This is a genomic window from Pseudomonas sp. efr-133-TYG-103a (assembly GCF_030209235.1).
GTDB lineage: Bacteria > Pseudomonadota > Gammaproteobacteria > Pseudomonadales > Pseudomonadaceae > Aquipseudomonas.
This window is the reverse complement of record NZ_JARVSK010000014.1, coordinates 32,075-54,254: the sequence shown is the minus strand read 5'-3', so window position 1 is coordinate 54,254 and position 22,180 is coordinate 32,075. Positions and strand designations below refer to the sequence as shown.

Sequence of the window (22,180 nt, the reverse complement as noted above, 5' to 3'; positions counted from 1 at the left end):
CGATGAATACGCCGATCAAACACCCGCCCCGCCCCCAGCCTCAGGTGCAGTCGCGCCCCGCGCAGCCGCAGCCCTTGCCGTCCGGGTCGCCTGCGCAGTCTGACAACCGCGGACTGCCTGGCGCAGGGCGACGCAGCGATGCCGAACGCCTGCGCGCGCTGTGCAACGCACCTGCGGCGGATGAACCGCTGAGTGCCGACGGTCTGTTCTTCTCTCAATTGCTGGTGACGCCGGTCAGCGAAGAACCTCAGCAATCCGGCTATTCCGGCAGCGGGTTCAGCATGCTCGCCCCCAGCGACGGCGTGCCGACGCAACTGATCGATGAACTGGCCGAGCGCTTGCCGGCGCAACCCGATGGCCCGTTCAGTGTGACGCTGCTGATGCCCACTCTGGGCAAGGTCCAGGTCAACGCCAGCAAGCGTGACAACCAGTGGACGGTCGAGCTGGGCTTCGCCCGACGCAGCGCGCTCAAGCGCGTGCAACCGCATCAACGGGCTTGCGAAGACGCGTTGGCGCGGGCGCTCGGGCATGACGTCGAGCTGTCGTTCCATGAGGAGCTGCAGGCATGACTGCGCTGCGTTTGCGAAAAGTCGACGACCTCGTCGCCCGGGTGTCGCGGCAACTCGGCGCCGGCGCCAGCCTGATGTTCAGCGCCAGAGGCCTGCAAGGCCAACTTACGTTGACGGCCCTGCCGCCCCACGCCAGCGCCCATCGAACCTTGACCGGCTTCGACAGCGCCGTTGGCCGGCTGCACCTGAGCGACGCCGAGGCCATGCTCAGCCTGATGGGCGAACTGCCCGTGACCCTGAGTGGCGAACATCAGGCCTGGTATTGGGATTTGCTCAATCAGCGGCTGAGTCCGGCCCTCGCGGAACTGTTTTGCCCCTTGCAACCACTCAGCGATAACACTGTGCTGCCTGTGGGCGACGCGCCGGAGAAAACGGTCACGTGCCGGCTGCAACTGACGCTGGGCGAGCAGACCCTCGATGGCCTGCTCTGCGCCGACGCCGCTGTGATCCAGCGTCTGCTCGACGGTCAAGGCTGGCACCGGCATCGCCAGGCGCTTGCCGATGACTGGCCGATCGTTCAGCCACTGGAACTGGGTCAGTTGTCACTGACCCTGGAACAGTTGGCCTCGCTGCAACCGGGCGACGTGCTGTTGCCGCTTCACAGCCATTTCGACAGCGAGGGCCATGGCCAGCTGAAATTGGCCGGTCGGCAATGGGCAGTACAGACAGACAGTCACGAACATCAGCTGTACGTACGGCTCAGCCACGAGGAAACCCTGGGACATGGCCAATGAAGCGTTGTATGAGGACGACATCGACAGCCTGACGGATGACGACCATGAGGCCGTGCCGGAAAGCTACGAGGACGCCTACGGCGGGGACCAAACGCACGATGAGATGAACGCCGCACCCGCCGAATCTGAATGGCAGGAAGCACCGCAGGACGCTTACGACACCCAGGCGGCCGGGGCAACCGAGCTCCATGCTCAGCCGCTCGATCCGCTGGACCAGTTGCCGATGGCGCTGACCCTGCGCTGCGGCAGCGTGAACCTGACCCTGGGTGACCTGCGGCGCATGGCCGCCGGGACGACACTGCCGGTCAACGGCATCACCCCGGGATTTGCCACCTTGTGCCATGGCGAGCGGGTCGTCGCCGAAGGCGAACTGGTCGACATCGACGGGCGCCTGGGTCTGCAAATCACCCGGATGGCGTCGGCTGTATGATCATGGACGGGATGAACCCGGTCATGCTGGCGCTGTTTCTGGGCGCCTTGTCATTGATTCCGTTTCTGCTGATCGTCTGCACGGCATTTCTGAAAATCGCCATGACGCTGCTCATCACGCGCAACGCCATCGGCGTGCAGCAAGTGCCGCCGAACATGGCCATGTACGGCATTGCGCTGGCCGCCACTATGTTTGTCATGGCGCCGGTCGCTCACGAAATTCAGCAGCGGGTACACGAGCACCCGATCGAACTGGGCAGCACCGAGAAACTGCAGGCCAGCGCCAGCACGGTCATCGAGCCGTTGCAGCGCTTCATGACCCGCAACACCGACCCCGACGTGATCGCTCATCTGCTCGACAACACTCAGCGCATGTGGCCCAAGGACATGGCCGATCAGGCCAGCAAGAGCGATCTGCTGCTGGCCGTGCCAGCATTCGTGCTGTCGGAGTTGCAGGCGGGCTTTCAGATCGGCTTTCTGATCTACATCCCCTTCATCGTCATCGACCTGATCGTTTCCAACCTGCTGCTCGCGCTGGGCATGCAGATGGTCTCGCCCATGACCATTTCGCTGCCGCTCAAGCTGCTGCTGTTCGTGCTGGTGCAAGGCTGGACACGCCTGCTCGACAGCCTGTTCTATTCCTACATGTGAGGCAGCCATGGAAGCGTTGGCATTGTTCAAGCAGGGCATGTTCCTGGTGGTGATTCTCACCGCGCCGCCTCTGGGGGTCGCGGTGTTGGTGGGCGTGATCACCTCATTGCTGCAGGCGCTGATGCAGATCCAGGACCAGACCCTGCCCTTCGGCATCAAACTGGCGGCTGTGGGCCTGACCCTGGCGATGACCGGCCGCTGGATTGGCGTGGAGCTGATCCAGTTCATCAACATGGCCTTCGACCTGATTGCCCGTTCCGGGGGCGCGCACTAGATGCCGTTCGACGCGCAGGGGCTGTTCGAACTGATGCTGGGTATGGGCCTGGCCGCTGCGCGGCTTTTGCCGTGCATGATTCTGGTACCGGCCTTCTGCTTCAAATACCTGAAAGGCCCGCTGCGGTATGCCGTGGTGCTGGTGGTGTCGATGGTGCCGGCGCCGACCATCAGCCGCGCGCTGTCTTCGCTCAATGACGACTGGTTTTCCATCGGCGCGCTGTTGCTCAAGGAAGCGGTGCTGGGCACCCTCCTCGGCCTGCTGCTGTATGCGCCGTTCTGGATGTTCGCCTCGGTCGGCGCCTTGCTCGACAGCCAGCGCGGCGCGTTGAGCGGCGGGCAGATCAACCCGGCCCTCGGGCCTGATGCGACCCCCATGGGCGAGCTGTTCCAGGAAACCCTGATCATGCTGGTGATTCTCACGGGCGGGCTGTCGCTGATCACCCAGGTGATCTGGGACAGCTATCAGGTCTGGCCGCCCACCGCCTGGTTGCCGGGCATGACCGTTGATGGCCTGAATCTGTTCCTCGAACAACTGAACCAGACCTTGCAGCACATGATGCTGTATGCCGCGCCCTTCATCGGGCTGTTGCTGCTGATCGAGGCGGCGCTGGCGATCATCGGCCTGTACGCCCAGCAGTTGAACGTCTCGATTCTGGCGATGCCGGCCAAGAGCATGGCCGGCATCGCATTCCTGCTCATTTACCTGCCGACGCTGCTGGAACTGGGCAATGGGCAGATTCTGCAACTGGCGGACCTCAAACACCTGTTGAGCGAACTGGTGCATCTGCCGTGAGCGAAAAAACAGAAAAAGCGACGCCCAAACAGCTGCGTGATGCGCGGGAAAAAGGCCAGGTCGGGCAAAGTCAGGATCTGGCCAAGCTGCTGGTGCTGCTGGTGGTCAGCGAGATCACGCTGAGCCTGGCCGATGAAAGTGTCGCGCGGCTGCATCACTTGATGTCGCTGTCGTTCCAGGGCATCGGCAAGCCGTTCATGCACAGCGTCGAGCAAGTCGCCAGCGAAGGCATGAGCGTGTTGATCGGCTTCATCCTGAGCAGCGTGGGCATGGCGATGCTGATGCGCATGGTCGGAAGCTGGATTCAGATCGGCTTTCTGTTCGCGCCGAAAGCCCTGAAAATCGACATCAACAAGCTCAACCCTTTCGCCCATGCCAAGCAGATGTTCTCGGCGCAGAGCCTGACCACGTTGCTGCTGAGTGTGCTCAAAGCCGTGGCGATCGCCGCGACCCTGTATTCGGTGGTGAAACCGTCACTCGGCGCGCTGATTCTGCTGGCCAATACCGACCTGACCACCTACTGGCATGCGTTGCTGGAAGTCTTCCGACACATCCTGCGCGCGACGCTGGGGCTGCTGGCGGTGATCGGGGCCGTCGACTTCGCGCTGCAGAAATACTTCCACGCGAAGAAACTGCGCATGAGCCACGAGGACATCAAGAAGGAATACAAGCAGTCCGAGGGCGACCCGCACATCAAAGGCCATCGTCGCCAGCTCGCCCATGAACTGCTCAATCAGGAGCCGACCGCCCCGGCCAAACCGGTGGAGGACGCCGACATGCTGGTGGTCAACCCGACTCACTATGCCGTGGCGTTGTATTACCGGCCGGGGCAGACGCCGCTGCCGTTGATTCACTGCAAGGGCGAGGACGACGACGCCCTGGCGTTGATCGCCCGAGCCAGGAAAGCCGGGATCCCGGTGGTGCAGAGCATCTGGCTGGCGCGCACGCTGTACAAGGTCAAAGCCGGCAAATACATCCCCCGCCCTACACTCCTCGCGGTGGCGCACATCTACCAGGTCGTGCGCCAGCTGGAGGAAGTCACCGATGAAGTGATCCGGATCGAAGACGCGTAAAGCGTGAGGCGTTCGGCCCCCGTCTGTAGCATGACCTGCCCTTCGTGGGACCTCATTCGACGTGCTCGCGTTGAAGCGCGCATTCGCAGGTGCGCAGGTGCATGTCGAGCATTGTTCGGAGGTGGGTCATCGATTCGGTTGTCGGTTGTGCGGACGTGTTCGCGGGCAAGCGCGCTCCTACAGGACGGGGTGGCAGGGCTTTGCGCGGCGTGTCATTGAGCGAGATGTGTGTGCTGCGGACGTGTTCGTGGGCGAGCGCGCTCCTACGGGAACCTGGTCGCAGGGCTTGCGCGGCGTGGGTCATTGAGTGGGTGTGCGGTGCAGGTGATCAGTCGAGGGCGGAAGGTCGTGGGCGCCAGTTGGCTGACGCCCACGGGGGTTGCGCATTGTTTGATGTCGGCAGTTCAGGGGTTGATGTCACTCAGGTGGTCCAGGCCCGCCAGCATCAATTCATGACGTCGAATGCTGTCCAGGCTGACCGGAGATTCAGCGGTGTGCGGGACGGCATGCCAGACCACGAAGTCGCGCTGCACGTCCAGAAACAGAAAATAGTCGTTGAACCGCTCAGCCTGCGAAAAACGCCGCTCCAGCGCATCGCGCAGTTGTTCGGGGCGCAGTGCCCGGCCCTCGATGTGCAGGGCGATGCCCCAGTCGCGATGTTCGCGCCGGCTGACGAAGGCCACCCCGCTCGCCACCGGCCAGATCGCCGCGCGTTCGGCGGCAACATGCGCGTAGAACGCCGCTTTTTCCGATACCCGAATCATGCTCAGTCCTTCAGTGGCACAACAGTGAAATCCAGTTCGTGATCACGCTCGTCGATGCCCTGGCGCATGTCCGGCGGCCACCAGATGACCAGTTCGCGGTCGTTGGAATCGGGCCGCTTGCACGCGTAACCCGAGCATCCCCGGCTTGCGCAGCCGGCCAGCGTGGCGAATGCCAGAAACAGGATCAGAAAACCACGCAGGTTCATCGTGTAGCCCCCTTGAGCAGCGAAGGTCGGTTCTGTCTGGCTTTGCTGGACACCTGCGGCTGGCGAACGGCGATGTAGATCTCGCTTTCGGCGCCGGGCTGCACCCAGGCATGTGGCCAGGCGCTGACGCCCATGACCCAGCGTCCGCCGCAATGACTCTCATCGATGCGCAGCGGCTTGCCGGTGGTGTTACGGGCGACGACCACTGCCACGCCCCAGTCCTTCTTCGAAAACCACTGCGAGCGCTGACGATCCATCACCAGCCCCTCGCCCGGGTCGCACAGGCTGTCGGCCTCGAACGGCAGCGTCTCACCGCTGCTGAAGCCCACCGGTGCCACGCCGTCGAGCAACTGCGTGAAAGCGTTCTGGACGTCGCCCCGGGTCGGCTCCTCGCCGCCGTCGCGACGCTCATCGATGCGCTTGAGCTGATCGTCGACGTCGTGAGGATTGCCCTTCTCGACGTAACGCGCCGGATTGACCTGATCGCCGATCAGGCGCGGGGTCAGGATGAACAACCGCTCGCGCTTGTTCAGCTCACGGTTGCGCGACTGGAACAGCAGCTTGCCGATCACCGGAATGTCGCCGAGCAACGGAATCTTGTTGACCTTGTCAGTGGTCTCCAGGCTGTGCAGACCGCCGATCACCAGCGATCCATGCTCGGCGATGACCGCCTGCGTGCTGACGTTGCCTTTGCGCACGGCCGGCTGATCTTCGTTGATCTGCGAGGTGTCGATCTGGCCGTCCTCGATGTCGACAATCAGCTGAACCTGGGATTTGCCGTCCTTGTCCAGCGACCGCGGAATCACCTGCAAGCTGGTGCCGGCGGTGATCGGCTGGATATTCGCCACCCGTTCGGCCGTGGCGGTGAGGTATTCGGTGCGGCTGAAATCGATGACCGCTGGCTGGTTTTCCAGGGTGAGGATCGACGGGTTACCGATGACGGACGCTGCGCCATTGCCTTCCAGCGCGTGCAGATCGGCGGAAAATTTCCCGGCGTCCTGAATGAACAGCGTCGAACTGGTGCCCTGCTCGAACAGATTGGCGCCGCCGCCGACGCTGCCGGCATTGAAGTTCCAGCGGCTGGACAGCTGCGCCAGCTCGTTGCGATCGATGTCGAGAATCACCGCATCGATCTCGATCAGATTGCGCGGTGTGTCGAGTTGCTTGACCAGTTTCTGGTACATCGCCTTGCGTTTGGGCAGGTCGTAGATCAGCACGGCGTTGTTGCGAACGTCGGCACTGACGCGGATCTTCGCGCGGCTCGATGAGCTCGAACTGCCGCCCTTGCTTTTGCCGGACAGCCCCAGCACACGGTCGACGTTCTGCTGCAACTGGCCAGTGTCCAGCACGCTGTCGTCGGGACCGCCGTAATTCATCCCGCCGATTCCGGCGCCGGCCATGCCGGTGCTGCTGCCCAGGCCACTGGCGGTTCCACCGCCGCCCTGCAACAGGTTGACGCCGTTGATCGACGCGCCTCGGGAGCGACTCTCAAGCAGCTCCTGGAGAATGCTGGCGACCCCGGAAACGGTCAGTTCCTGATCGCGATAGCGGATCGTGCGGTCGGCGGCGTTGGCGTATTTGAGCTGAAACACCAGCACGTCCTGCTTGTCCGCCTTTTCCGGCGCGTCGACTTTCTTGCTGTAGCTGCGCACGAAGTCGACGTATTTCGCCGGTCCGCGGACCAGCACCACGCCTTCGTCGGGCAAGGCGCCCCAGCCGAATCGCTTGTCCAGCAGACCGACATCGGTCAGCGCCTGTTGCAGGTCGTCCACCGCGTCGGGCGACACCTCAAGCCGCGCCGAGGTCTGTTCACTGGTCGGGCTGATGTACAGGGTGTCGTTGTAGACGAACCACTGAAAGTGATGCTCCTGACCCAGCCGGTCGAGAAATTCCTGCGGATTCTGGGCGCGGATGCGGCCGTCCAGCGTGCCTTGAACCGGGGCCATGTCCAGGCCGATGCCGAATTCCTTGGCGAAGTCGCCCAGTGCCGTCGCCAGATCGGTCTGACGGGCATCGTAGGCATAAGCGGTATGTTTCCAGGCGTCAGGAACCGCCGCCAGCGTCGGCGTCACGATGCCGATCATCAGCAAAGGCAACCACATAAAAGCCTTGCGCATTTCACACTCCCGGTTGCCAGTGATTGAGGGTGGTGCGAGGCGACGCGAACGTCCCGTTTCGCACACTGGTTTGCATCAGACTGAGGATCGCGCCGCGCTGATTGGCCAGGCTTTCCAGGCGATTGAGCAGCTGCGCAGGGTCATTCAGGCCGGGCAGCCAGCTGACCAGCACCACGCAGCGGGTGTCGGGATCGATCGCCAACGCACCCTCGCAGGCGCAGGCCACGCTCGCGCCGCCTTGTTGCAGCACCGCTTCGAGGCGTTGTGGATCGCTGCCGTCGTAGGGGTCCAGGACGTCCAGGCTCAGGCGCACTCCGTCGCCGACGATCGCCAGCCGTGCGTTCGCCTCATCGATCCAGCAGTCCAGTGGCGTGAGCGGTCGCAGCTCACACCACTGAGCGAGAATCGCCGTGAATTCACTGAATTCCATCGATGATCGCTTTGGTGATGCTGTGGTTGGCGCGCAGGCTTTCGTTGTTGACGATGTTGGCGACGCTGGCCTGCTGCGAGGCATCGTTGAAAGCCATCAGGTCTTCGATCGAAGGGTTTTCCGCCGCGCCTTCGATGGCGTCGTCCATGTCGGTGCGGGCACGGCCGTAGGCGTTATCGACGTGGCTCTGCATGGATTTGAAACTGATCATGAGCGCTGCTCCAACTGAGGAATTCAACCCCTGAGTGGGAGCAGCGGCCGCTCCGGTTCCATCAACCGTCACGACAAATTCAGCAAAGCGTCATTCACTCGCCGAAAGGCCCAGCAAGCCGCGACGCAGACTCGCCCAGTCGACATCGAACGCGCCGTTGGCGTCACTGAGGCGCAGGGAAAGTGGCGCCAGCGAGGTATCGGTCTTGAGCTGCCAGTGCCCGGCAAAACGGCTCTGCGCCAGCCACTCCACCAAGGCGGTCTGCATGTCGGGATGACAGCTGAGCGTTGCCTGCGCTTCGCTGGACTGACTGCTCGCCAGATTGCGCACCAGCGCCCGGGTGCGCTCCGCCAGCGTGGCCTGATCGAGCAGTTGCGCCAGGGTGTCGTTGAGCAAGGTCTCGACCGCCTCCATGGCCTCATGCTCGAGGCTCTTGCGTTGCTGCTCGAGGGAATCGAGCCTCTGGTTGGCCTGCTCCCAGAACAGTGCCAGCGCCTGGTCCTGTTCCTGCTGCGCCTGGTGCCGCGCCTGCTCGAGCAGTTCACTGGCCTGTTGTCTGGCATGACGCAACACTTCGCTCGCCAGCTGCATGTCGGCCAGGTCTTCGCGGCGCAGGATGGTTTGTGCCAGAACGGCTGAGGCAGACAGGTCGAGACGGCGTTTGGCGAGCATTGAGAGGTCCTGCGCAAAGGAGGGAGAACGCGAGAGAGTCAGGGCGTGGCGATGCGCCAGAGAACCGATTGCCAGAGCGTTTGTAGTTTGTTCGACGGCATCTCGACGAACTGCGCCTCCAGCGCGCCGGGTGTCCACTGCAGGCGCAATCGCGACCAGCAGGACTCCCCGGCCCACGAGGCAAGCAGCCGTCGGCCATCGGCCGCTTCGGGATGCAGCCAGGCGCCGGGGCGCAAGGCTTTGGCGACTGCGCGACACCAGGGCTCGTGGGCGAGCACGGCAGCGTCGAGCACAGGCGCGGCTGCACCGCCAAGGCAGATCCGCTCCGCCAGCGCCAACGCCTGACCCTGTTGGGCTGTGTCCAGAGCCAGCCATTGCATGAGTTGCGGCACCGGCTCGGGCGGCTGACTCGGGGCGATGCCGACGTGCTCGAAAAACAGCGCGTGATGACGGCCCAGCAGTGTGTCGCAATCGTGCAAGGTCAGGCCGTGCCGTTCCGCCAGCCGGGATCTCCAGTCCGGGTGCGCCCATTCCCAGGGTGCGCACCACCACTGAATCCAGCGTTCCTGCGCACCTTGCATCAGGCCTGCACCGGCAACCGCGACGAATCGGCGCGACGCAGGCGGAGCATCTGCAGCACCGCGGCGCGCCAATCGCTGCGCACGCCCAGCAGGATGAGCAGCACCAGCAAAAGACCACCCACCGGCGCCACCCAGACCATCATTTTCCAGAAATCAAGACGCTCGCTGTCTACCAGGAACGGGCCGAAATTGACCAGCCGCTCGGTGTCCTGAAACTCGGCGGCAGGCACGAAGACGATGGCGAACTTCTTGGAGTCCAGCGGCTCGCCGGACATGCCGGGAATGCTGCTGGCGACCATTTGCTGAATGCGTCCGCGCACGCTGTCCGGGTCCAGCGCCGAGGTGTGTTTGATAAACACCGCCGCCGACGCCGGCTGCACCGGTTCACCCGGCGCGATGCGCTCTGGCAGGACCACATGAACGCGGGCGACGATGACGCCGTCGATTTGGGACAGCGTTGCCTCCAGTTCCTGAGACAACGCATAAATGTAGCGGGCACGCTCTTCCAGGGGCGTTGAAATCACCCCTTCTTTCTTGAATATCTCGCCCAGGCTGGTCCGTGAACGCCTCGGCAGACCGGCTGCGTCCAGCACCCGCACGGCGCGGTTGATGTCCGCGGTGTTGACGCTGATGACCACACCGGTTTTTTCCACGCGCTTGTGCGCATCGATGTGCTGATCGGCCAGGCTGGCAATCACGTCGTTGGAGTCCTGCTCGGACAGACCGCTGAACAGATCGGTCTCATCGCTGCAACCGCTCAGCGACAGCATCAGGCACAGCAGACCCGCAGTCAGAAATTTCACGGCGCGCCTCTACTGCAGGTTGGTCAGCTTGTCGAGCGCCTGAGCGCTCTTGTTGACGACCTTGGTCGTCACCGCTGTCTGCAGCGAATACTGCGACAGGGTTCGGCTCATCTGCGTGATATCCATCGGGTTATCGCCGCTTGCCGCTTTCTTCATGTTGCGCACCGCCTGCTGCGAGAGTTTGTCGGTGGAACCCAGCCGCTCGGACAACGCACTGGCGATCTGCTCGGACAGGTGGCTCGGCTGCGCGGCCAGATCAGGGCGCATCGCCGAATTGAACAGGTCGACATCCGCCTGCGAAGGCCCGCTGACCAGTCCCTGATCCAGATGCTGCTCAAGATCGAGGGATGACGATTTGAGTTGATTGAGATGGGAAATGGTCACGGGCTGATCTCCGGCAGACGGGGTCGATACACAGGGCGTATTCAGGACAACTGATTGTTACCGGCGCCCAGCAGGGCCGAAACGAGTGCGGTCGCGGTCTGTGCCAGACTGCTCTGCAGATCGTGTTGGGCGAAAGCCGGATTGTGGCCGCCCGCACCGCCCAGACCGCCATTGCCGTTCTGGTTGGCTTGCAGACCGTCCTTGATCAGCCCGCTGAGCAACTGGCCCAGGTCCTGACTGATGCTGTTTCCGGTATTGGGCAACCCGCCCGGCGCGATGTCCGGATTGGGGCCAATGCCTTGCCCTCTGCCCTGACCGCCGCCGATGCCGCCGCCACCGCCCAGATTTTTGTCCAGGCCTTGTTGAAGCAGGTCTCCCAGCAACTGACCCAGGTCCTGCGCCAGATGGCCGCCTTGCGGATTACCGATCTGGCTGCCGCCGCTCGGATCAGCGCCCAAAGGGTTGCCGCCCAACTGACCGCCCAGGCTGTCATTGGCGCCGCTCACGCCGTTCTGCTGTTGACCCAGCTGGGTGCCGAGCATGTCCAGCGCCGCACGGAAAGCACCGGTTTCCTTGGCGTCCAGGAAGTTGTCTTCCTTGAGCTCATTTTTCCAGGAGCCTGAATCGGGCGCCGGAAACTTGCTCGGATTCTGGTCCATGAACTGCGCGATCTGGTCGAGCAGCGGCATGTCGCTGGCGGAAAACTTCGTTCCATCACCCTGCTTGGTCAGAAGGTCATCGAGCGACGCTTTACCCAGGCCATTGAGCACCTGCGACATCAGGTCCGGCTTGCCGGCACCCGAACCCAGACCGAGCTCGGCGGCAGCGCCGAAGTTATCGCCCAGTTTGTCCTTGATGACTTCACCCAGCGCGGATTTGACCATGTCAGGCGTTCCGCCCGCCAACGCGGCCAGCGGGTTCATTTTCTCCATCTGTTTGGCGACCATTTTGCCCAGCGGCGAATCCTGGTCCAGATGGCCGTCCTTGGTCAGTGCCGAGGCCAGCTTGTCGATGACATCCTTGAGCGACTGCGGGCCTTGTTGACCCCCAATGCCGCCGGTCGACACCACCGTGCCAATGTGCAGATTCTGCGTCGAATTGAGAGCGTTGAGACTTAGCATGAAACCTCCAGTTCAGGTGATGGCCCCCTGCGAAGAGGGGGCATTCTGAATTCAGTCAGTAGGAGATGGCCTTGGCGGACTGGGCCGTACTGCTGATGAATTTGCTGGCGGCATCGTTGTTTGCCGACTGGATGGCGTTCAGGGTGTTCTGGGTCGCGGTTTCGCGCGCCGCGGCACCTTGCATGCGCGCGAGCGCAGCGTTGTTCTTGTCGTTGAGGGCGTTTTCTTCCTTGGTCGCGTTCAGCGCTTCGGTGTTGCCACCGCCGGCGATCGAGGCCTGAGTGCTGGCGTTGGTGCCCAGCGTCTGCGCCCCTTGCGCGACGCTGCCGACAGTGTTGATGACGCCGTTGCCCATTTTGAGGAACGGATTATTGCTCACTCCAGGAATATTCATTCTGCTCACCTTGTTGGTCGACACCAGCAACATTGCATGGTGATCATGGGTGGCAGGGAGCTGCAAAACGGTTCCAGATTTTTTTGCGTCAGCGCTGCGAGCCGCCGCGCAAGGCACACAGCCCGGGTGCAACGGTCGTCAGACGTCGAGTTCTTTCATGCGGTGATAGAGCGTGCGACGGGGGATGTCGAGCTCCTGACTCACGGCATCGATGCTGTTGTTGTGGCGCTTGAGCGCGGCCTGGATCAACACCTTTTCGATCACGCGCATCTGCGACTTGAGCCCTGAAGACGAGTCACCCTCCTCGCCCTGTTCGCTGCCCAGCAGCGGGAAGCCCAGAACGAAGCGTTTGGCGGCCGATTTCAACTCACGGATATTGCCCGGCCAGTCATGATTGAGCAGCACGTGACGCAGCACCGCACTGATCTCGGGCATCGCCAGGCCTGACTCGCGGGCGCAGGCTGTCGCGAAACGGCTGAACAGCGGAATGATGCGCGCACGCTGGGTGCGCAACGGCGCCAGCTTGAGCGTCAGCACATTGAGGCGGAAATACAGGTCGCGGCGAAACCGCCCTTGCTCCACCAGATCGTCCAGCGAATGCTGCGCCGATGCGATCACGCACACATCCAGCGCGATGGGGGTGGTCGACCCCAGGCGTTCGACCTTTCGGGTTTCCAGTACCCGCAGCAACTTGGCTTGCAGACTCAGCGGCATGCTGTCGATTTCGTCCAGGTACAAGGTGCCGCCCTGCGCCGCCTCGATGTAGCCGACCCGGGACCGATCGGCGCCTGTGTAAGCCCCGCTGACCACGCCAAACAGCTCGCTTTCGGCGAGCGATTCGGGGATCGCCGCGCAGTTCATGGCCACCAGTCGCCCTTTGCGACCCGACAATCCGTGAATGCGACTGGCGACCGTGTCCTTGCCGGTGCCGGTCTCGCCTGACAGCAGCAGGTCGATGCCCAGCTGAGAAAGGCTTCTGGCGACCACCGTCAGGTTGGGGACCTGATTGTCGTCTTCCAGTTGCTCGTCGAAAAAATCGTAAACACTCATCCACGACCTCTGGTATTTCAGGGTTGCGAAGCAGCTGGCGGGGCGGCGCTACGACAGCAGCGGATCGGTCGCGCCCAAGGCTGTCAGGCCCAGTTCCTTCATGCGGTGATACAGCGTGCGTCGCGGTATCTCGAGCTCCTGAACCACCGCCTCGAGGCTGTGCTTGTGACGCTTGAGCGCGTCCTCGATCAACATCCGTTCGATGACCCGCAGCTGCGTCTTGAGGCCGGTTTCCGGGTCCCGCGCAGGCGCCGGGTCACTGCCCAGCAGCGGGAATCCAAGGACGAAGCGCTTGGCGGCGGATTTCAGCTCGCGGATGTTGCCTGGCCAGGCATGGCTGAGCAGCACTTGCACCAGACCGTTATCGAGGGTCGGCACCTGGCAATCGAAATCGCTGGCGATGGCCTGGGTGAACTGGTCGAACAACGGCAGAATCTGTTCGCGACGCTTTCGCAAGGCTGGCATTTGAATGGTCAGCACGTTGAGGCGAAAAAACAGGTCGCGCCGAAACAACCCTTGTTCCACGAGTTCATCCAGCGGTCGCTGCGCCGACGCGATGACCCGAAGGTCAACGGGAATGAACGTGGTGGACCCCAGACGCTCGATTCCACGGGTTTCCAGGATCCGCAGCAGTTTGGCCTGAAGGCTCAACGGCATGCTGTCGATCTCATCCAGGTACAACGTCCCGCCGCAGGCTGCTTCGATGTACCCCTCACGCGCCCGGCTTACGCCGGTGTAGGCGCCGTTGACCACGCCGAACAGCTGGCTTTCGGCAAGGGATTCGGGAATCGCCGCGCAATTCATGCCGATAAAAGAACCTGTCCGACCGGACAGATCGTGGATGCGTTTGGCCAGCGTGTCTTTGCCTGTTCCTGTCTCCCCGCACAACAGCAGATCCATGCTCAGACTCGCTGTGTTCAATGCAATCTGCTGAATATCCAGCGCTGCATTTTCCCCCATTGACGCACAACCGCTTACATCGATTTCTTCCTTCATCGATACCTCTCACATTGGGTGCAAGCGACTTATTAGTACCACGCATTACAAAGGCAGCAATATTTAATTTTAGTTCCCGCACATGATGAGAACCGTTTCACAAGGTTCCCCGTGATATCAATATGACTTTATTCATCGCGTAAACAATTAGTTTGCGCAAACGGTTCAAACAGCTATTTAAATTTAGCGCTTGCATCACCTCAAAGAATGGCTTATCGGCGCATTGATTTACCCGAAATTTTTTCTCGAAGGAATCATAATACATTAGCAATCAAGGGTTTATGCTCTGTTTCAGTGCGCCACGCGCCTTGTTTTTGGGCCTGCCATGGTGAATCCTGTCAGATCACCCTGTCTCCTTGGCTTCACGGAAAATGCGCAGTTTATTGCTCACTTGCATGGAGTGGCTCCGGCTCAGTATATAAACTTGATCGACTTGAATAATTAATTGGTCGAGATTCCCCTCGAACTTTCCCGCCGACAAAGTTAGTGCACCTCCAGTGTATATCGCCCTGCATTACCTAACTTCTTATATATTGTATTTCTATCGAGACCGATTAGGTACATTACCCACTATCGATTAACTTCGCCCGTTCGGAAAACCAACTAAGCAAGTTCGGTTTTCCGAACGACATTTTGTGTACTCAGGAGTTCACCGGCGAACCCCCCTGTTTCCGGGGGCTGGGGATGGCAGTGCGCCCGCAGTCGATGGCGTCGACGGTCGCAAAGGTTTGCCTCTTTCGCGCGATCTGGAAATGGGATCCAACTAATCATATTGCGTCAAGAAAATCCGGCTTAGATGTCTCGATGTGCGGTGACGCTGACTAAGCGCATAAGGTGGATGTTTCAAAGTATGTCAGCGTGATTGATGAAGGATGTGTATCAGCAGGGTTACAACTCCGACGAAAAGTTCACTGAAAATATATCGCTATAAGAATGGTGAATATGTCTGCAACGGGCATTTCCGCCCGTCTGACCGGTGCCGAGCGGCATCATCAGCGCGTGTGTCAGGCGTGTTACCGGGCGCAGGGAGCGGCTGCGCCGGACGGACCGGGGATGCCAACAGGCAAATGCGGTGATCGCATCGAGAGCTGGCTCGGGACTTGCCTCGGCACTTGCCTCTGGGCGTCAAGGCCTCAGGGCTTCAGGGCGTCAAACCGACGGCCGGTACAGGCGCTGTCACTGCAAGCGATTCGACTTGAACGGCTGGGGTGTCACCGTCGAGCCTGGCCAGGCTGGCGCTCAACTGTCGAAGCTGATCGCGCGGCACCAGCAGATGCGACGGCCCGTCGACGGTCTTTTTGCGCAGAAAAGCAGGGTTGAGGCCCAGCAATACCGCCTCATCGATGCCAGCGGTGGCCGCCAACTGGCTCAGATCAATGGGGCGGGTCAATTCGAGCACGGTGAAATACGGGGCATTGGCGACCGGGCTGAGGGTGACGCCGTAGGCCTCCGGCTCGCGCACCAGCAGCGACAGCGCCAACAGACGCGGCACGTAATCCTGGGTTTCCCGGGGCAGGCTCAAATGCCAGTAATCGGTCGGCAGTCCGCGTCGCTGATTGGCTTCCACCGCCCGCGCCACTGTGCCTTCGCCGGCATTGTAGGCGGCCATCGCCAGCAGCCAGTCACCCTTGAATTGATCGTGCAACCGCGTGAGGTAGTCCATCGCTGCTTGGCTCGACGCGACGACATCGCGACGGCCGTCGTACCAGGCGGTCTGACGCAGATTGAAATCCCGACCGGTGGCTGCCATGAATTGCCACAGCCCCGCAGCATCGCGAATCGAACTGGCCTTGGGGTTGTACGCACTTTCGATGATCGGCAGCAATGCCAGCTCCGTCGGCATGGCTCGCTGGTCGAGGTTTTCAACGATGAAATGCAGGTAAGGGCTCGCGCGCTGACTGGCGTTGCGGAGAAACGCCGGATTGGCCAGCAGCCAGTCTCGCTGACGCACGATCCGCGCGTTGACGCCACAGTCATCCGCCAGGCTGAAGCCCTGCCCTAGTCGCCCCCAGATGTCACCGCCTTCGTAGGCTTTGAGCGCCGGGCGGGTTGCTACGGCGTCGGTGCTGCGATTGAGCCCGGCCACCAGACGCGGTGTGCGTTCGGCTCTCGCCTGCTCCGGATAATCGAACGACTGGCAGCCGGCGCACAGCAACGCCAGCGTCAGTGACGCAAGGCGCAGTGGATGAGCACACCGAAACGGGCCCGATGACGGGATAAGAGCAGGCGGCATGGAGGGGAGTCCTGAAACGCGATTACCCTAGGTGGCCCGCGCGGCCCGACGGTTCCATTCAGCGCGACACCGGCGCATCGGCTTCGGTGAGTCAGAACCTCCCTGCCCCGCGCCAGGCATTCAGCAATCGCCAGCGTGACGCGGTTGCGTCATTATTCGTGCCCACTGTTTCCCGTTGACCGAGCGTAGCGCGGCGATGTCGCCGCGTACCGGGCGCACATCGGTCAGTCGGCTGATGCCAGATCATTCCACCGCAGCACTTTTCTGGAGTTGAACCATGATCGTCGAAATGCGTACCTATCATTGCGCCCCGGGGCCGCCTGCCAGCCCTGCACGAGCGTTTCACCAGCATCACGTTGGGCTTTTTTGAAAAATACGGGATCGAACAGATCGGCTTCTGGACGCACCTCACTGGCCCGAGCAATCAGGCGCTGACTTACCTGCTCAAGTGGGACAGCCTCGCCGATCGCGAAGCCAAGTGGAATGCCTTTCAAAGCGACGCCGACTGGCTGGCCAAGCGTGCCGCCAGCGAAGCCCAGGTGATCATCGTGGAACGCATCGAAACCCAGTTCCTCGCCCCGACCGCGTACTCCGCCCTGCGTTGAGCAACAGCCGCCGTCGCGGCCTGGCCTCGCGTGCGCGCGGTCAGGCGTGACGGATCACCGATTCGATCTGGCGCATCGCCGGGAGCAAGGTCTGGGCGATTTCCTGCGCCTTGGGCGTTGGCTGCATCTTGCGATCCAGCCGCAGGAACAGCGGATCGTCGAAGAAGCGCCGCAACCTCACCAGCGACCCACTGACCGCAGGCTGGGTGACCCGCAAATGGCGGGCGGCTGCGCTGACGTTGCGTTCGCGGAACACCACCAGAAAAGTGAGCAGCAGATTGAGGTCGACACCCAGCAGGAGGTCTTCATCAAGCGACACGGCGCAGTCCCTCCTCGGCGCTTTCAACCACAAAGCTGTTGAGATGAATGCGGCTGATTGCACCACTGAACACCAATTCCATGAAGCCGTTCAGTTGCGGATGGCTGAAGTGCGCCTGCATCTGAGCGAAAGACGGCCAGTAGCCGCTGACGATCCAGTGATCGGCGTGGCTGTTGTCGGCGGTCAGGGTGTATGCGATGCACTGAGTGGTGCTGTTCAAAACGTCGAGCATGTGCGTGACACGCTCGCCAACCTCACGGGAACGACCTTGAGTGGCATGTATCTCTACGGTGTTGATGGCCGAAACAAGCATCATCCTCTCCTGTGCTTAGTGATGGGACAAGTTTGACGTCAGGGTCAGTCCGGATAAACCACAGGATCGGAGTTTCAGCATTGCGGATTAAGCGACAATTAACCGGGCGCGAGGGTATTGAGCCCTGCGCGCCGGGCAGACGGTGCAATGGCACGCCGTCTCAGAAGTTGGCTTTCAATGCCGCCAGCCCGCCTTCATAGACCTCGCGAAAAACCGCTTCGGCCTCTTCATCGGACATGCCTTGTGGGGTGAAACTGCTGGACCATTCGACCCGCGCAGCCTGCTCGCCTTCGGCGGTGACCTTCAAGGTAGCCAGGTAGTTGGACACCGCAAACGGCCCCTGGATGATCGAATAGCTGTAGCTGCGCGCGCGGTGGTCGAACGACTCCAGACGCTCGCTGATTTGCGCGCCATCCGCGGTGGTCAGATGACGAATCCTGCCACCTTCATCCGGGACGCTTTTGGCAATGAACGGTAGCCAGTCCGGCAGCGACATGAAGCCTCCCGCCAGTTGCCAGACCGTGTCGGCCGAGACCGGGATGCTGATGGATGCAGATGCTGTAGCCATGATGTTCTCCAGTGAATGTTTCAGATTGCCATGCTGTCGACGACGCCGCCGTCGACCCGCAACGCTGCGCCCGTGGTGGCCGAAGACAGAGGCGATGCCAGGTACGCCACCAGGTTGGCGACTTCATCGACGTGCGCAGCGCGCTGGATGATAGACGAAGGCCGCGCACGACGGACAAAGTGATCGGCCTCCTCCTGCGCGGTCCGACCGGACTGGGCAATGGCGTCCTTGAGCATTTCTTCGACGCCATCGGTGAAAGTCGGCCCCGGCAAAATGGCGTTGACCGTGACGCCGGTGCCCGACAGCCGCTTCGCCAGCCCGTGGGATACCGCCAGGTTGGCGGCTTTCGTGGTGCCGTAGTTGATCATGTTCGCCGGGATCGCGACGCCGGATTCCGAGGAGACGAAAATCACCCGTCCCCACTGGCTGGCGACCATGCCATCGACGTAGTGCCGCGCCAGGCGGACGCCGGAGATCACATTGACCTCATAAAAGCGCGCCCACTCCTCGTCCGGCGTGTCGAAGAAATCGACTTCGTTGAAGATGCCCAGGTTGTTGACCAGGATGTCGGCGCGCGGCTCGGCAGCGAACAACTGCCGGGCGCCTTCGGCGGTGGCCAGATCAGCCACGACGCCGCGCACCTGTGCACCCGGAACCTGGGCCGTGATCGAGGCAACGGCATCCTCGACCTTGCCGGCAGCGCGACCGACGATGACCACCGTTGCGCCAGACAAGGCCAGCGCCTTGCCGATGCCCAGGCCGATCCCGGCCGTCGAACCGCTGACCACGGCCAGCTTGCCACTCAGATCTATTTTCATGGTGAACCTCGCATGTCAGAAAGCTTGCGTCAGTCGCGCACGGGGCGCAGTCACCGCCGCAAGCGTAGAAGATCAGGCTTTGGGCAGCGGCGCCAAAGGTGAAATCAGACCGCCCTGCACCAGCGCCTGCCAGAACTCGGCGGGAATACGCTGAGCGAGGGCGGCGACGTCCTCAACCATGCGGCCGGGGCGACTCGAGCCCGGAATGACCGCCGCCACGGCCGGGTTAGCCAGCGAAAACTGCAAGGCGGCGGCCTTGATGTCGACGTTGAATCGCTCGGCGATGGCCTTGATGGCTGCCACTTTGCTGAGGATCGCGGCGGGCGCCTTCTGGTATTCGAAGTGTTCACCTCCGGCCAGGATGCCCGAGCTGTAAGGACCGCCGACGACGATTTCGACCTTCTGCCGCTCGGCCGATGCCATCAGACGCTGCAGGGCGCGATCATGATCGAGCAACGTGTATCGACCCGCCAGCAGGAATCCGTCCGGTTGAGCCTCTTCCAGGTCCAGCGTCAGTTCACAGGGCTCGACGCGGTTGACGCCCAGCCCCCAGGCCTTGATCACGCCCTCTTCGCGCAGACGGGTCAACACCTTGAACGCGCCTTTACGGGCCTCGTTGAAGTATTCCAGCCATTGATCGCCGTAGAAGTCCTGCGCGATGTCGTGGATCCAGACGATGTCCAGCCGATCCGTCTGCAGGCGCTCGAGGCTGTCTTCGATGGAGCGCAGCGTGGCGTCGGCGCTGTAATCATTGACCAGCTTGTTTGGCCGGCCATGTTCGAAAACGCCGGCTTTTTCACCCAGATCCCGGGCCGCGACATCTTCCACTTCATCCAGCACCAGCCGACCGACCTTGCTGCTCAGGACGAACTGATCGCGGGGGTATTGCTTGAGCGCCTGCCCCATGCGCAACTCGGAAAGGCCGCTGCCGTAAAACGGCGCGGTGTCGAAGTAGCGCACGCCGGCATCCCAGGCGCTGTGCACGGTGGCGATCGCCTCGTCTTCGGGGATTGCGCGGAACATATTGCCCAGCGGCGCGCCGCCGAATCCGATTACGCCAGGCAGTTTGTCTTTAAGACTCATGATTGATCCTCTTCAAATAAGTGGACGGACGTGCAGTCCATCGACGCGTCACCGTGGGTGACTGTTGAAGCCAAGGTTAAGTTGACCGCCAAAGACCGTCCAAGACATAATTTGGCTTACTTAAGTCCCTCAAGGTCTGAACCCTCATGATCGATCTACGCCAGTTGCGCTATTTCGTCGCCGTGGCCGAGGAAGAGCACGTCGGCCGCGCTGCCGAGCGCCTGCACATTTCCCAGTCGCCGCTGAGCCGGCAGATTGCCCAGCTCGAAGAAGTGCTCGGCCTGACGCTGTTCGAGAGGACTCAGCAGCGCATCCGGTTGACGGTCGATGGCCGCACGTTTCTGGCCGAAACCAAGGCGCTGCTCACGCACGCCAAGCGTCTCGAATCCCTCGGCAAGCGACTGGGGCGCGGCGAAGAAGGCGGTCTGTGCATCGGTTACGTGGAAAACGCGATGCACACATCGGTGCTGCCCGATGCCCTGAAGACCCTGCGGGCCGCGCGCCATGATCTGCACATCGCGCTGTACAGCCAGCCCTCCCATGAGCAGCTCGAAGGCCTGCGTCAGCGCAGCCTCGACATCGCCCTGGTGAGCGAGCCGCCTGCCGATGACGATCCTGATCTGCTCGCCGCACTGGTGCTGGACGACGCCATGTTGCTGGCAATGCCGGAACATCACCCGCTGGCCCACAAGGCCCGGCTGACCCCGGAAGACTTGCAATCGGCGCAATGGATCTCGGCCGCCGGCGGCCAGTTGTCAGGACGGCAACCCGGCATGTCGGACGAAGGCTTCGTCGCCGCGTGCATGCGCGCAGGTTTTAACCCGGACGTTCATCTGGAAGTGACCGAGCCGATGACTGCCCTGCGCTTGGTCGGTGCCGGGCTGGGCGTTGCGATGCTGCAGAAAAACCTGCGCTCCATCGCACCGGAAAACGTGGTGCTGCGCGAGGTACCGTGGATGCAGTACACGACGCCGGTGTGGGCGGCCTGGCACCGCATCAACCTGCGCCCGCTGGTGGCGATGGCCAGAGAGGTGCTGGTCAAAGGCAACCCGACGATCAGCGCCGAAGCAACCACTCCCTCGCCGGCGGACGACGTGACCGCCTGAAATCCGCCGGCAAACGTCCCGGTCCACCCTCCCGCACAACGCGCATTGCCCGCGACGGCCAGGCAGCCACGAGGTCAATCGTGACTGCCTTCGCCTCGCGGGCAATGCGCTTTTTTTCAGCCTGTCAGACGCTCTGCCGAGCGCCCGCTCGCTTACTTGGTGTTGAACGCTGTGTAGCTGTTCATCAGGTTGCGGTAGTTCGGAATGCGCTGGGACAGCAGGTTGGCCAGGCCTTCCATGTCGTTGCGCCAGTCACGCTGCAGCTCGCAAGCGACGGCGAACCAGTTCACCAGCTGCGCGCCGGCCGCGGACATCCGCGCCCATGCCGCTTTCTGCACCACATCGTTGAAGGTGCCGGACGCATCAGTGACCACGAATACGTCGAAGCCTTCTTCCAGCGCGCACAGCGTCGGGAATGCCACGCAGACGTCCGTCACCACACCGGCGATGATCAGTTGCTTGCGGCCAGTGGCTTTGATGGCCTTGACGAAGTCTTCGTTGTCCCAGGCGTTGATCTGACCAGGGCGCGCGATGTAAGGCGCGTCCGGGAACATTTCCTTGAGTTCCGGGACCAGCGGGCCGTTCGGGCCGGTTTCGAAACTGGTGGTCAGAATGGTCGGCAGCTTGAAGAACTTGGCGCAATCGGCCAGTGCCAGGACGTTATTCTTGAATTCGTTCGGCGTGAAGTCCTGCACCAGCGAGATCAGGCCTGTCTGGTGATCGACCAGCAGGACAACCGCATCATTGATATCCAGGCGTTTGTAAGGAACGGTCATGATAAGACTCCATTGAGGGTGTGACAGGTGTGTGCGAGTGCCAGCCAACCGCGCTGACCTGTGCCCTCGCCGGTTATTGCCGGCGAGGTTTCATGCTCTTTTTAC

General features: G+C 62.0%; 28 protein-coding genes and 1 pseudogene. 9 read left to right on the top strand and 20 right to left on the bottom strand.

Annotation, left to right across the window (positions count from 1 at the left end; translation table 11 throughout):
• Positions 1–2: 2 nt before the first annotated feature.
• From QRN36_RS13000 to sctU, 7 genes are read left to right on the top strand one after another with little or no spacing between them, the layout of a single operon-like run.
• Positions 3–569 (top strand): type III secretion system HrpP C-terminal domain-containing protein, encoded by a 567-nt coding sequence (locus QRN36_RS13000; RefSeq protein WP_285424405.1) that lies wholly within the window; start codon positions 3–5, stop codon positions 567–569.
• Positions 566–1,303: a type III secretion system protein gene (locus tag QRN36_RS12995; RefSeq protein WP_285424404.1), complete on the top strand. Its 738-nt coding sequence runs from the start codon at positions 566–568 to the stop codon at positions 1,301–1,303. The genes QRN36_RS13000 and QRN36_RS12995 overlap by 4 nt, the downstream gene beginning before the upstream one ends.
• Positions 1,293–1,733: a FliM/FliN family flagellar motor switch protein gene (locus QRN36_RS12990; protein ID WP_285424403.1), complete on the top strand. Its 441-nt coding sequence runs from the start codon at positions 1,293–1,295 to the stop codon at positions 1,731–1,733. The genes QRN36_RS12995 and QRN36_RS12990 overlap by 11 nt, the downstream gene beginning before the upstream one ends.
• Positions 1,730–2,383 carry a type III secretion system export apparatus subunit SctR gene (gene sctR / locus QRN36_RS12985; RefSeq protein ID WP_285424402.1) on the top strand — a complete coding sequence of 218 codons (654 nt, stop codon included), beginning with the start codon at positions 1,730–1,732 and terminating at the stop codon, positions 2,381–2,383. The genes QRN36_RS12990 and sctR overlap by 4 nt, the downstream gene beginning before the upstream one ends.
• A gap of 7 nt (positions 2,384–2,390) precedes the next feature.
• On the top strand, positions 2,391–2,657 hold the full coding sequence (gene sctS / locus QRN36_RS12980) for a type III secretion system export apparatus subunit SctS (protein ID WP_093458684.1): 267 nt from the start codon (positions 2,391–2,393) through the stop codon (positions 2,655–2,657).
• The gene (gene sctT, locus QRN36_RS12975) at positions 2,658–3,452 is read left to right on the top strand and encodes a type III secretion system export apparatus subunit SctT (protein ID WP_285424401.1); all 795 of its coding nucleotides are present in this window, start codon (positions 2,658–2,660) and stop codon (positions 3,450–3,452) included.
• Positions 3,449–4,525 carry a type III secretion system export apparatus subunit SctU gene (gene sctU / locus QRN36_RS12970; RefSeq protein WP_285424400.1) on the top strand — a complete coding sequence of 359 codons (1,077 nt, stop codon included), beginning with the start codon at positions 3,449–3,451 and terminating at the stop codon, positions 4,523–4,525. The genes sctT and sctU overlap by 4 nt, the downstream gene beginning before the upstream one ends.
• Before the next feature lie 404 nt (positions 4,526–4,929).
• Here the strand turns inward: sctU and QRN36_RS12965 are convergent, their stop codons facing one another.
• From QRN36_RS12965 to QRN36_RS12900, 14 genes and pseudogenes are all read right to left on the bottom strand, one after another.
• Positions 4,930–5,289: a type III secretion protein HrpV gene (locus tag QRN36_RS12965; protein WP_285424399.1), complete on the bottom strand. Its 360-nt coding sequence runs from the start codon at positions 5,287–5,289 to the stop codon at positions 4,930–4,932.
• A 2-nt stretch (positions 5,290–5,291) separates the two neighbouring features.
• The gene (gene hrpT, locus QRN36_RS12960; protein WP_093458688.1) at positions 5,292–5,495 is read right to left on the bottom strand and encodes an HrpT family type III secretion system protein; all 204 of its coding nucleotides are present in this window, start codon (positions 5,493–5,495) and stop codon (positions 5,292–5,294) included.
• A complete protein-coding gene (sctC, locus tag QRN36_RS12955) occupies positions 5,492–7,612 on the bottom strand; it encodes a type III secretion system outer membrane ring subunit SctC (RefSeq protein ID WP_285424398.1) in 2,121 nt (706 codons plus the stop codon). The genes hrpT and sctC overlap by 4 nt, the downstream gene beginning before the upstream one ends.
• A 1-nt stretch (position 7,613) precedes the next feature.
• A complete protein-coding gene (locus tag QRN36_RS12950; protein WP_285424397.1) occupies positions 7,614–8,042 on the bottom strand; it encodes a type III secretion system chaperone in 429 nt (142 codons plus the stop codon).
• Complete coding sequence (locus tag QRN36_RS12945) at positions 8,029–8,253, bottom strand: type III secretion protein (RefSeq protein ID WP_285424396.1); 225 nt, start codon at positions 8,251–8,253, stop codon at positions 8,029–8,031. The genes QRN36_RS12950 and QRN36_RS12945 overlap by 14 nt, the downstream gene beginning before the upstream one ends.
• Before the next feature lie 90 nt (positions 8,254–8,343).
• Positions 8,344–8,925 carry a type III secretion system stator protein SctL gene (gene sctL / locus QRN36_RS12940; RefSeq protein ID WP_285424395.1) on the bottom strand — a complete coding sequence of 194 codons (582 nt, stop codon included), beginning with the start codon at positions 8,923–8,925 and terminating at the stop codon, positions 8,344–8,346.
• A gap of 38 nt (positions 8,926–8,963) precedes the next feature.
• The gene (locus tag QRN36_RS12935) at positions 8,964–9,506 is read right to left on the bottom strand and encodes a type III secretion protein (RefSeq protein ID WP_285424394.1); all 543 of its coding nucleotides are present in this window, start codon (positions 9,504–9,506) and stop codon (positions 8,964–8,966) included.
• Complete coding sequence (gene sctJ, locus QRN36_RS12930; RefSeq protein WP_285424393.1) at positions 9,506–10,309, bottom strand: type III secretion system inner membrane ring lipoprotein SctJ; 804 nt, start codon at positions 10,307–10,309, stop codon at positions 9,506–9,508. Before sctJ ends, QRN36_RS12935 begins: the two co-directional genes overlap by 1 nt.
• A gap of 9 nt (positions 10,310–10,318) precedes the next feature.
• Entirely contained in the window at positions 10,319–10,693 is a 375-nt protein-coding gene (gene sctI / locus QRN36_RS12925) for a type III secretion system inner rod subunit SctI (RefSeq protein ID WP_093458695.1), read from the bottom strand.
• 41 nt (positions 10,694–10,734) lie between these two features.
• Complete coding sequence (locus QRN36_RS12920) at positions 10,735–11,814, bottom strand: type III secretion protein HrpZ (RefSeq protein WP_285424392.1); 1,080 nt, start codon at positions 11,812–11,814, stop codon at positions 10,735–10,737.
• Between the two features lie 55 nt (positions 11,815–11,869).
• Positions 11,870–12,208, bottom strand: a complete 339-nt coding sequence (locus QRN36_RS12915) for a hypothetical protein (RefSeq protein ID WP_177182037.1) — start codon at positions 12,206–12,208, stop codon at positions 11,870–11,872.
• Between the two features lie 138 nt (positions 12,209–12,346).
• On the bottom strand, positions 12,347–13,258 hold the full coding sequence (locus tag QRN36_RS12910; protein WP_285424391.1) for a sigma 54-interacting transcriptional regulator: 912 nt from the start codon (positions 13,256–13,258) through the stop codon (positions 12,347–12,349).
• Between the two features lie 48 nt (positions 13,259–13,306).
• Positions 13,307–14,218, bottom strand: coding sequence for a sigma 54-interacting transcriptional regulator (locus QRN36_RS12905; RefSeq protein ID WP_285424421.1), 912 nt, complete (start codon positions 14,216–14,218; stop codon positions 13,307–13,309).
• Positions 14,219–15,410: 1,192 nt separating this feature from the next.
• Positions 15,411–16,487 (bottom strand): annotated as a pseudogene (locus QRN36_RS12900) (transglycosylase SLT domain-containing protein); the annotation flags it as partial.
• Positions 16,488–16,843: 356 nt separating this feature from the next.
• Between QRN36_RS12900 and QRN36_RS12895 the strand changes: the two are divergent.
• Positions 16,844–17,092 carry an NIPSNAP family protein gene (locus tag QRN36_RS12895; protein ID WP_285424390.1) on the top strand — a complete coding sequence of 83 codons (249 nt, stop codon included), beginning with the start codon at positions 16,844–16,846 and terminating at the stop codon, positions 17,090–17,092.
• Positions 17,093–17,132: 40 nt separating this feature from the next.
• Here QRN36_RS12895 and QRN36_RS12890 read toward each other — a convergent pair whose 3' ends face one another.
• The 5 genes from QRN36_RS12890 to QRN36_RS12870 all read right to left on the bottom strand — a co-directional run bounded on the left by QRN36_RS12890 (position 17,133) and on the right by QRN36_RS12870 (position 20,193).
• Positions 17,133–17,411 carry a LysR family transcriptional regulator gene (locus tag QRN36_RS12890; protein WP_285424389.1) on the bottom strand — a complete coding sequence of 93 codons (279 nt, stop codon included), beginning with the start codon at positions 17,409–17,411 and terminating at the stop codon, positions 17,133–17,135.
• The gene (locus QRN36_RS12885; protein ID WP_285424388.1) at positions 17,401–17,724 is read right to left on the bottom strand and encodes an antibiotic biosynthesis monooxygenase; all 324 of its coding nucleotides are present in this window, start codon (positions 17,722–17,724) and stop codon (positions 17,401–17,403) included. Before QRN36_RS12885 ends, QRN36_RS12890 begins: the two co-directional genes overlap by 11 nt.
• Positions 17,725–17,884: 160 nt before the next feature.
• Positions 17,885–18,292: an SRPBCC family protein gene (locus QRN36_RS12880; protein ID WP_285424387.1), complete on the bottom strand. Its 408-nt coding sequence runs from the start codon at positions 18,290–18,292 to the stop codon at positions 17,885–17,887.
• Positions 18,293–18,312: 20 nt separating this feature from the next.
• Complete coding sequence (locus tag QRN36_RS12875) at positions 18,313–19,110, bottom strand: SDR family NAD(P)-dependent oxidoreductase (RefSeq protein WP_285424386.1); 798 nt, start codon at positions 19,108–19,110, stop codon at positions 18,313–18,315.
• A gap of 72 nt (positions 19,111–19,182) precedes the next feature.
• On the bottom strand, positions 19,183–20,193 hold the full coding sequence (locus tag QRN36_RS12870) for an aldo/keto reductase (RefSeq protein ID WP_285424385.1): 1,011 nt from the start codon (positions 20,191–20,193) through the stop codon (positions 19,183–19,185).
• A 146-nt stretch (positions 20,194–20,339) separates the two neighbouring features.
• Here QRN36_RS12870 and QRN36_RS12865 point away from each other — a divergent pair, with 146 nt between their 5' ends.
• Positions 20,340–21,299, top strand: a complete 960-nt coding sequence (locus tag QRN36_RS12865) for a LysR substrate-binding domain-containing protein (protein WP_285424384.1) — start codon at positions 20,340–20,342, stop codon at positions 21,297–21,299.
• A gap of 152 nt (positions 21,300–21,451) precedes the next feature.
• Here QRN36_RS12865 and ycaC read toward each other — a convergent pair whose 3' ends face one another.
• Positions 21,452–22,075: an isochorismate family cysteine hydrolase YcaC gene (gene ycaC, locus QRN36_RS12860; protein WP_285424383.1), complete on the bottom strand. Its 624-nt coding sequence runs from the start codon at positions 22,073–22,075 to the stop codon at positions 21,452–21,454.
• Positions 22,076–22,180 lie beyond the last annotated feature (105 nt).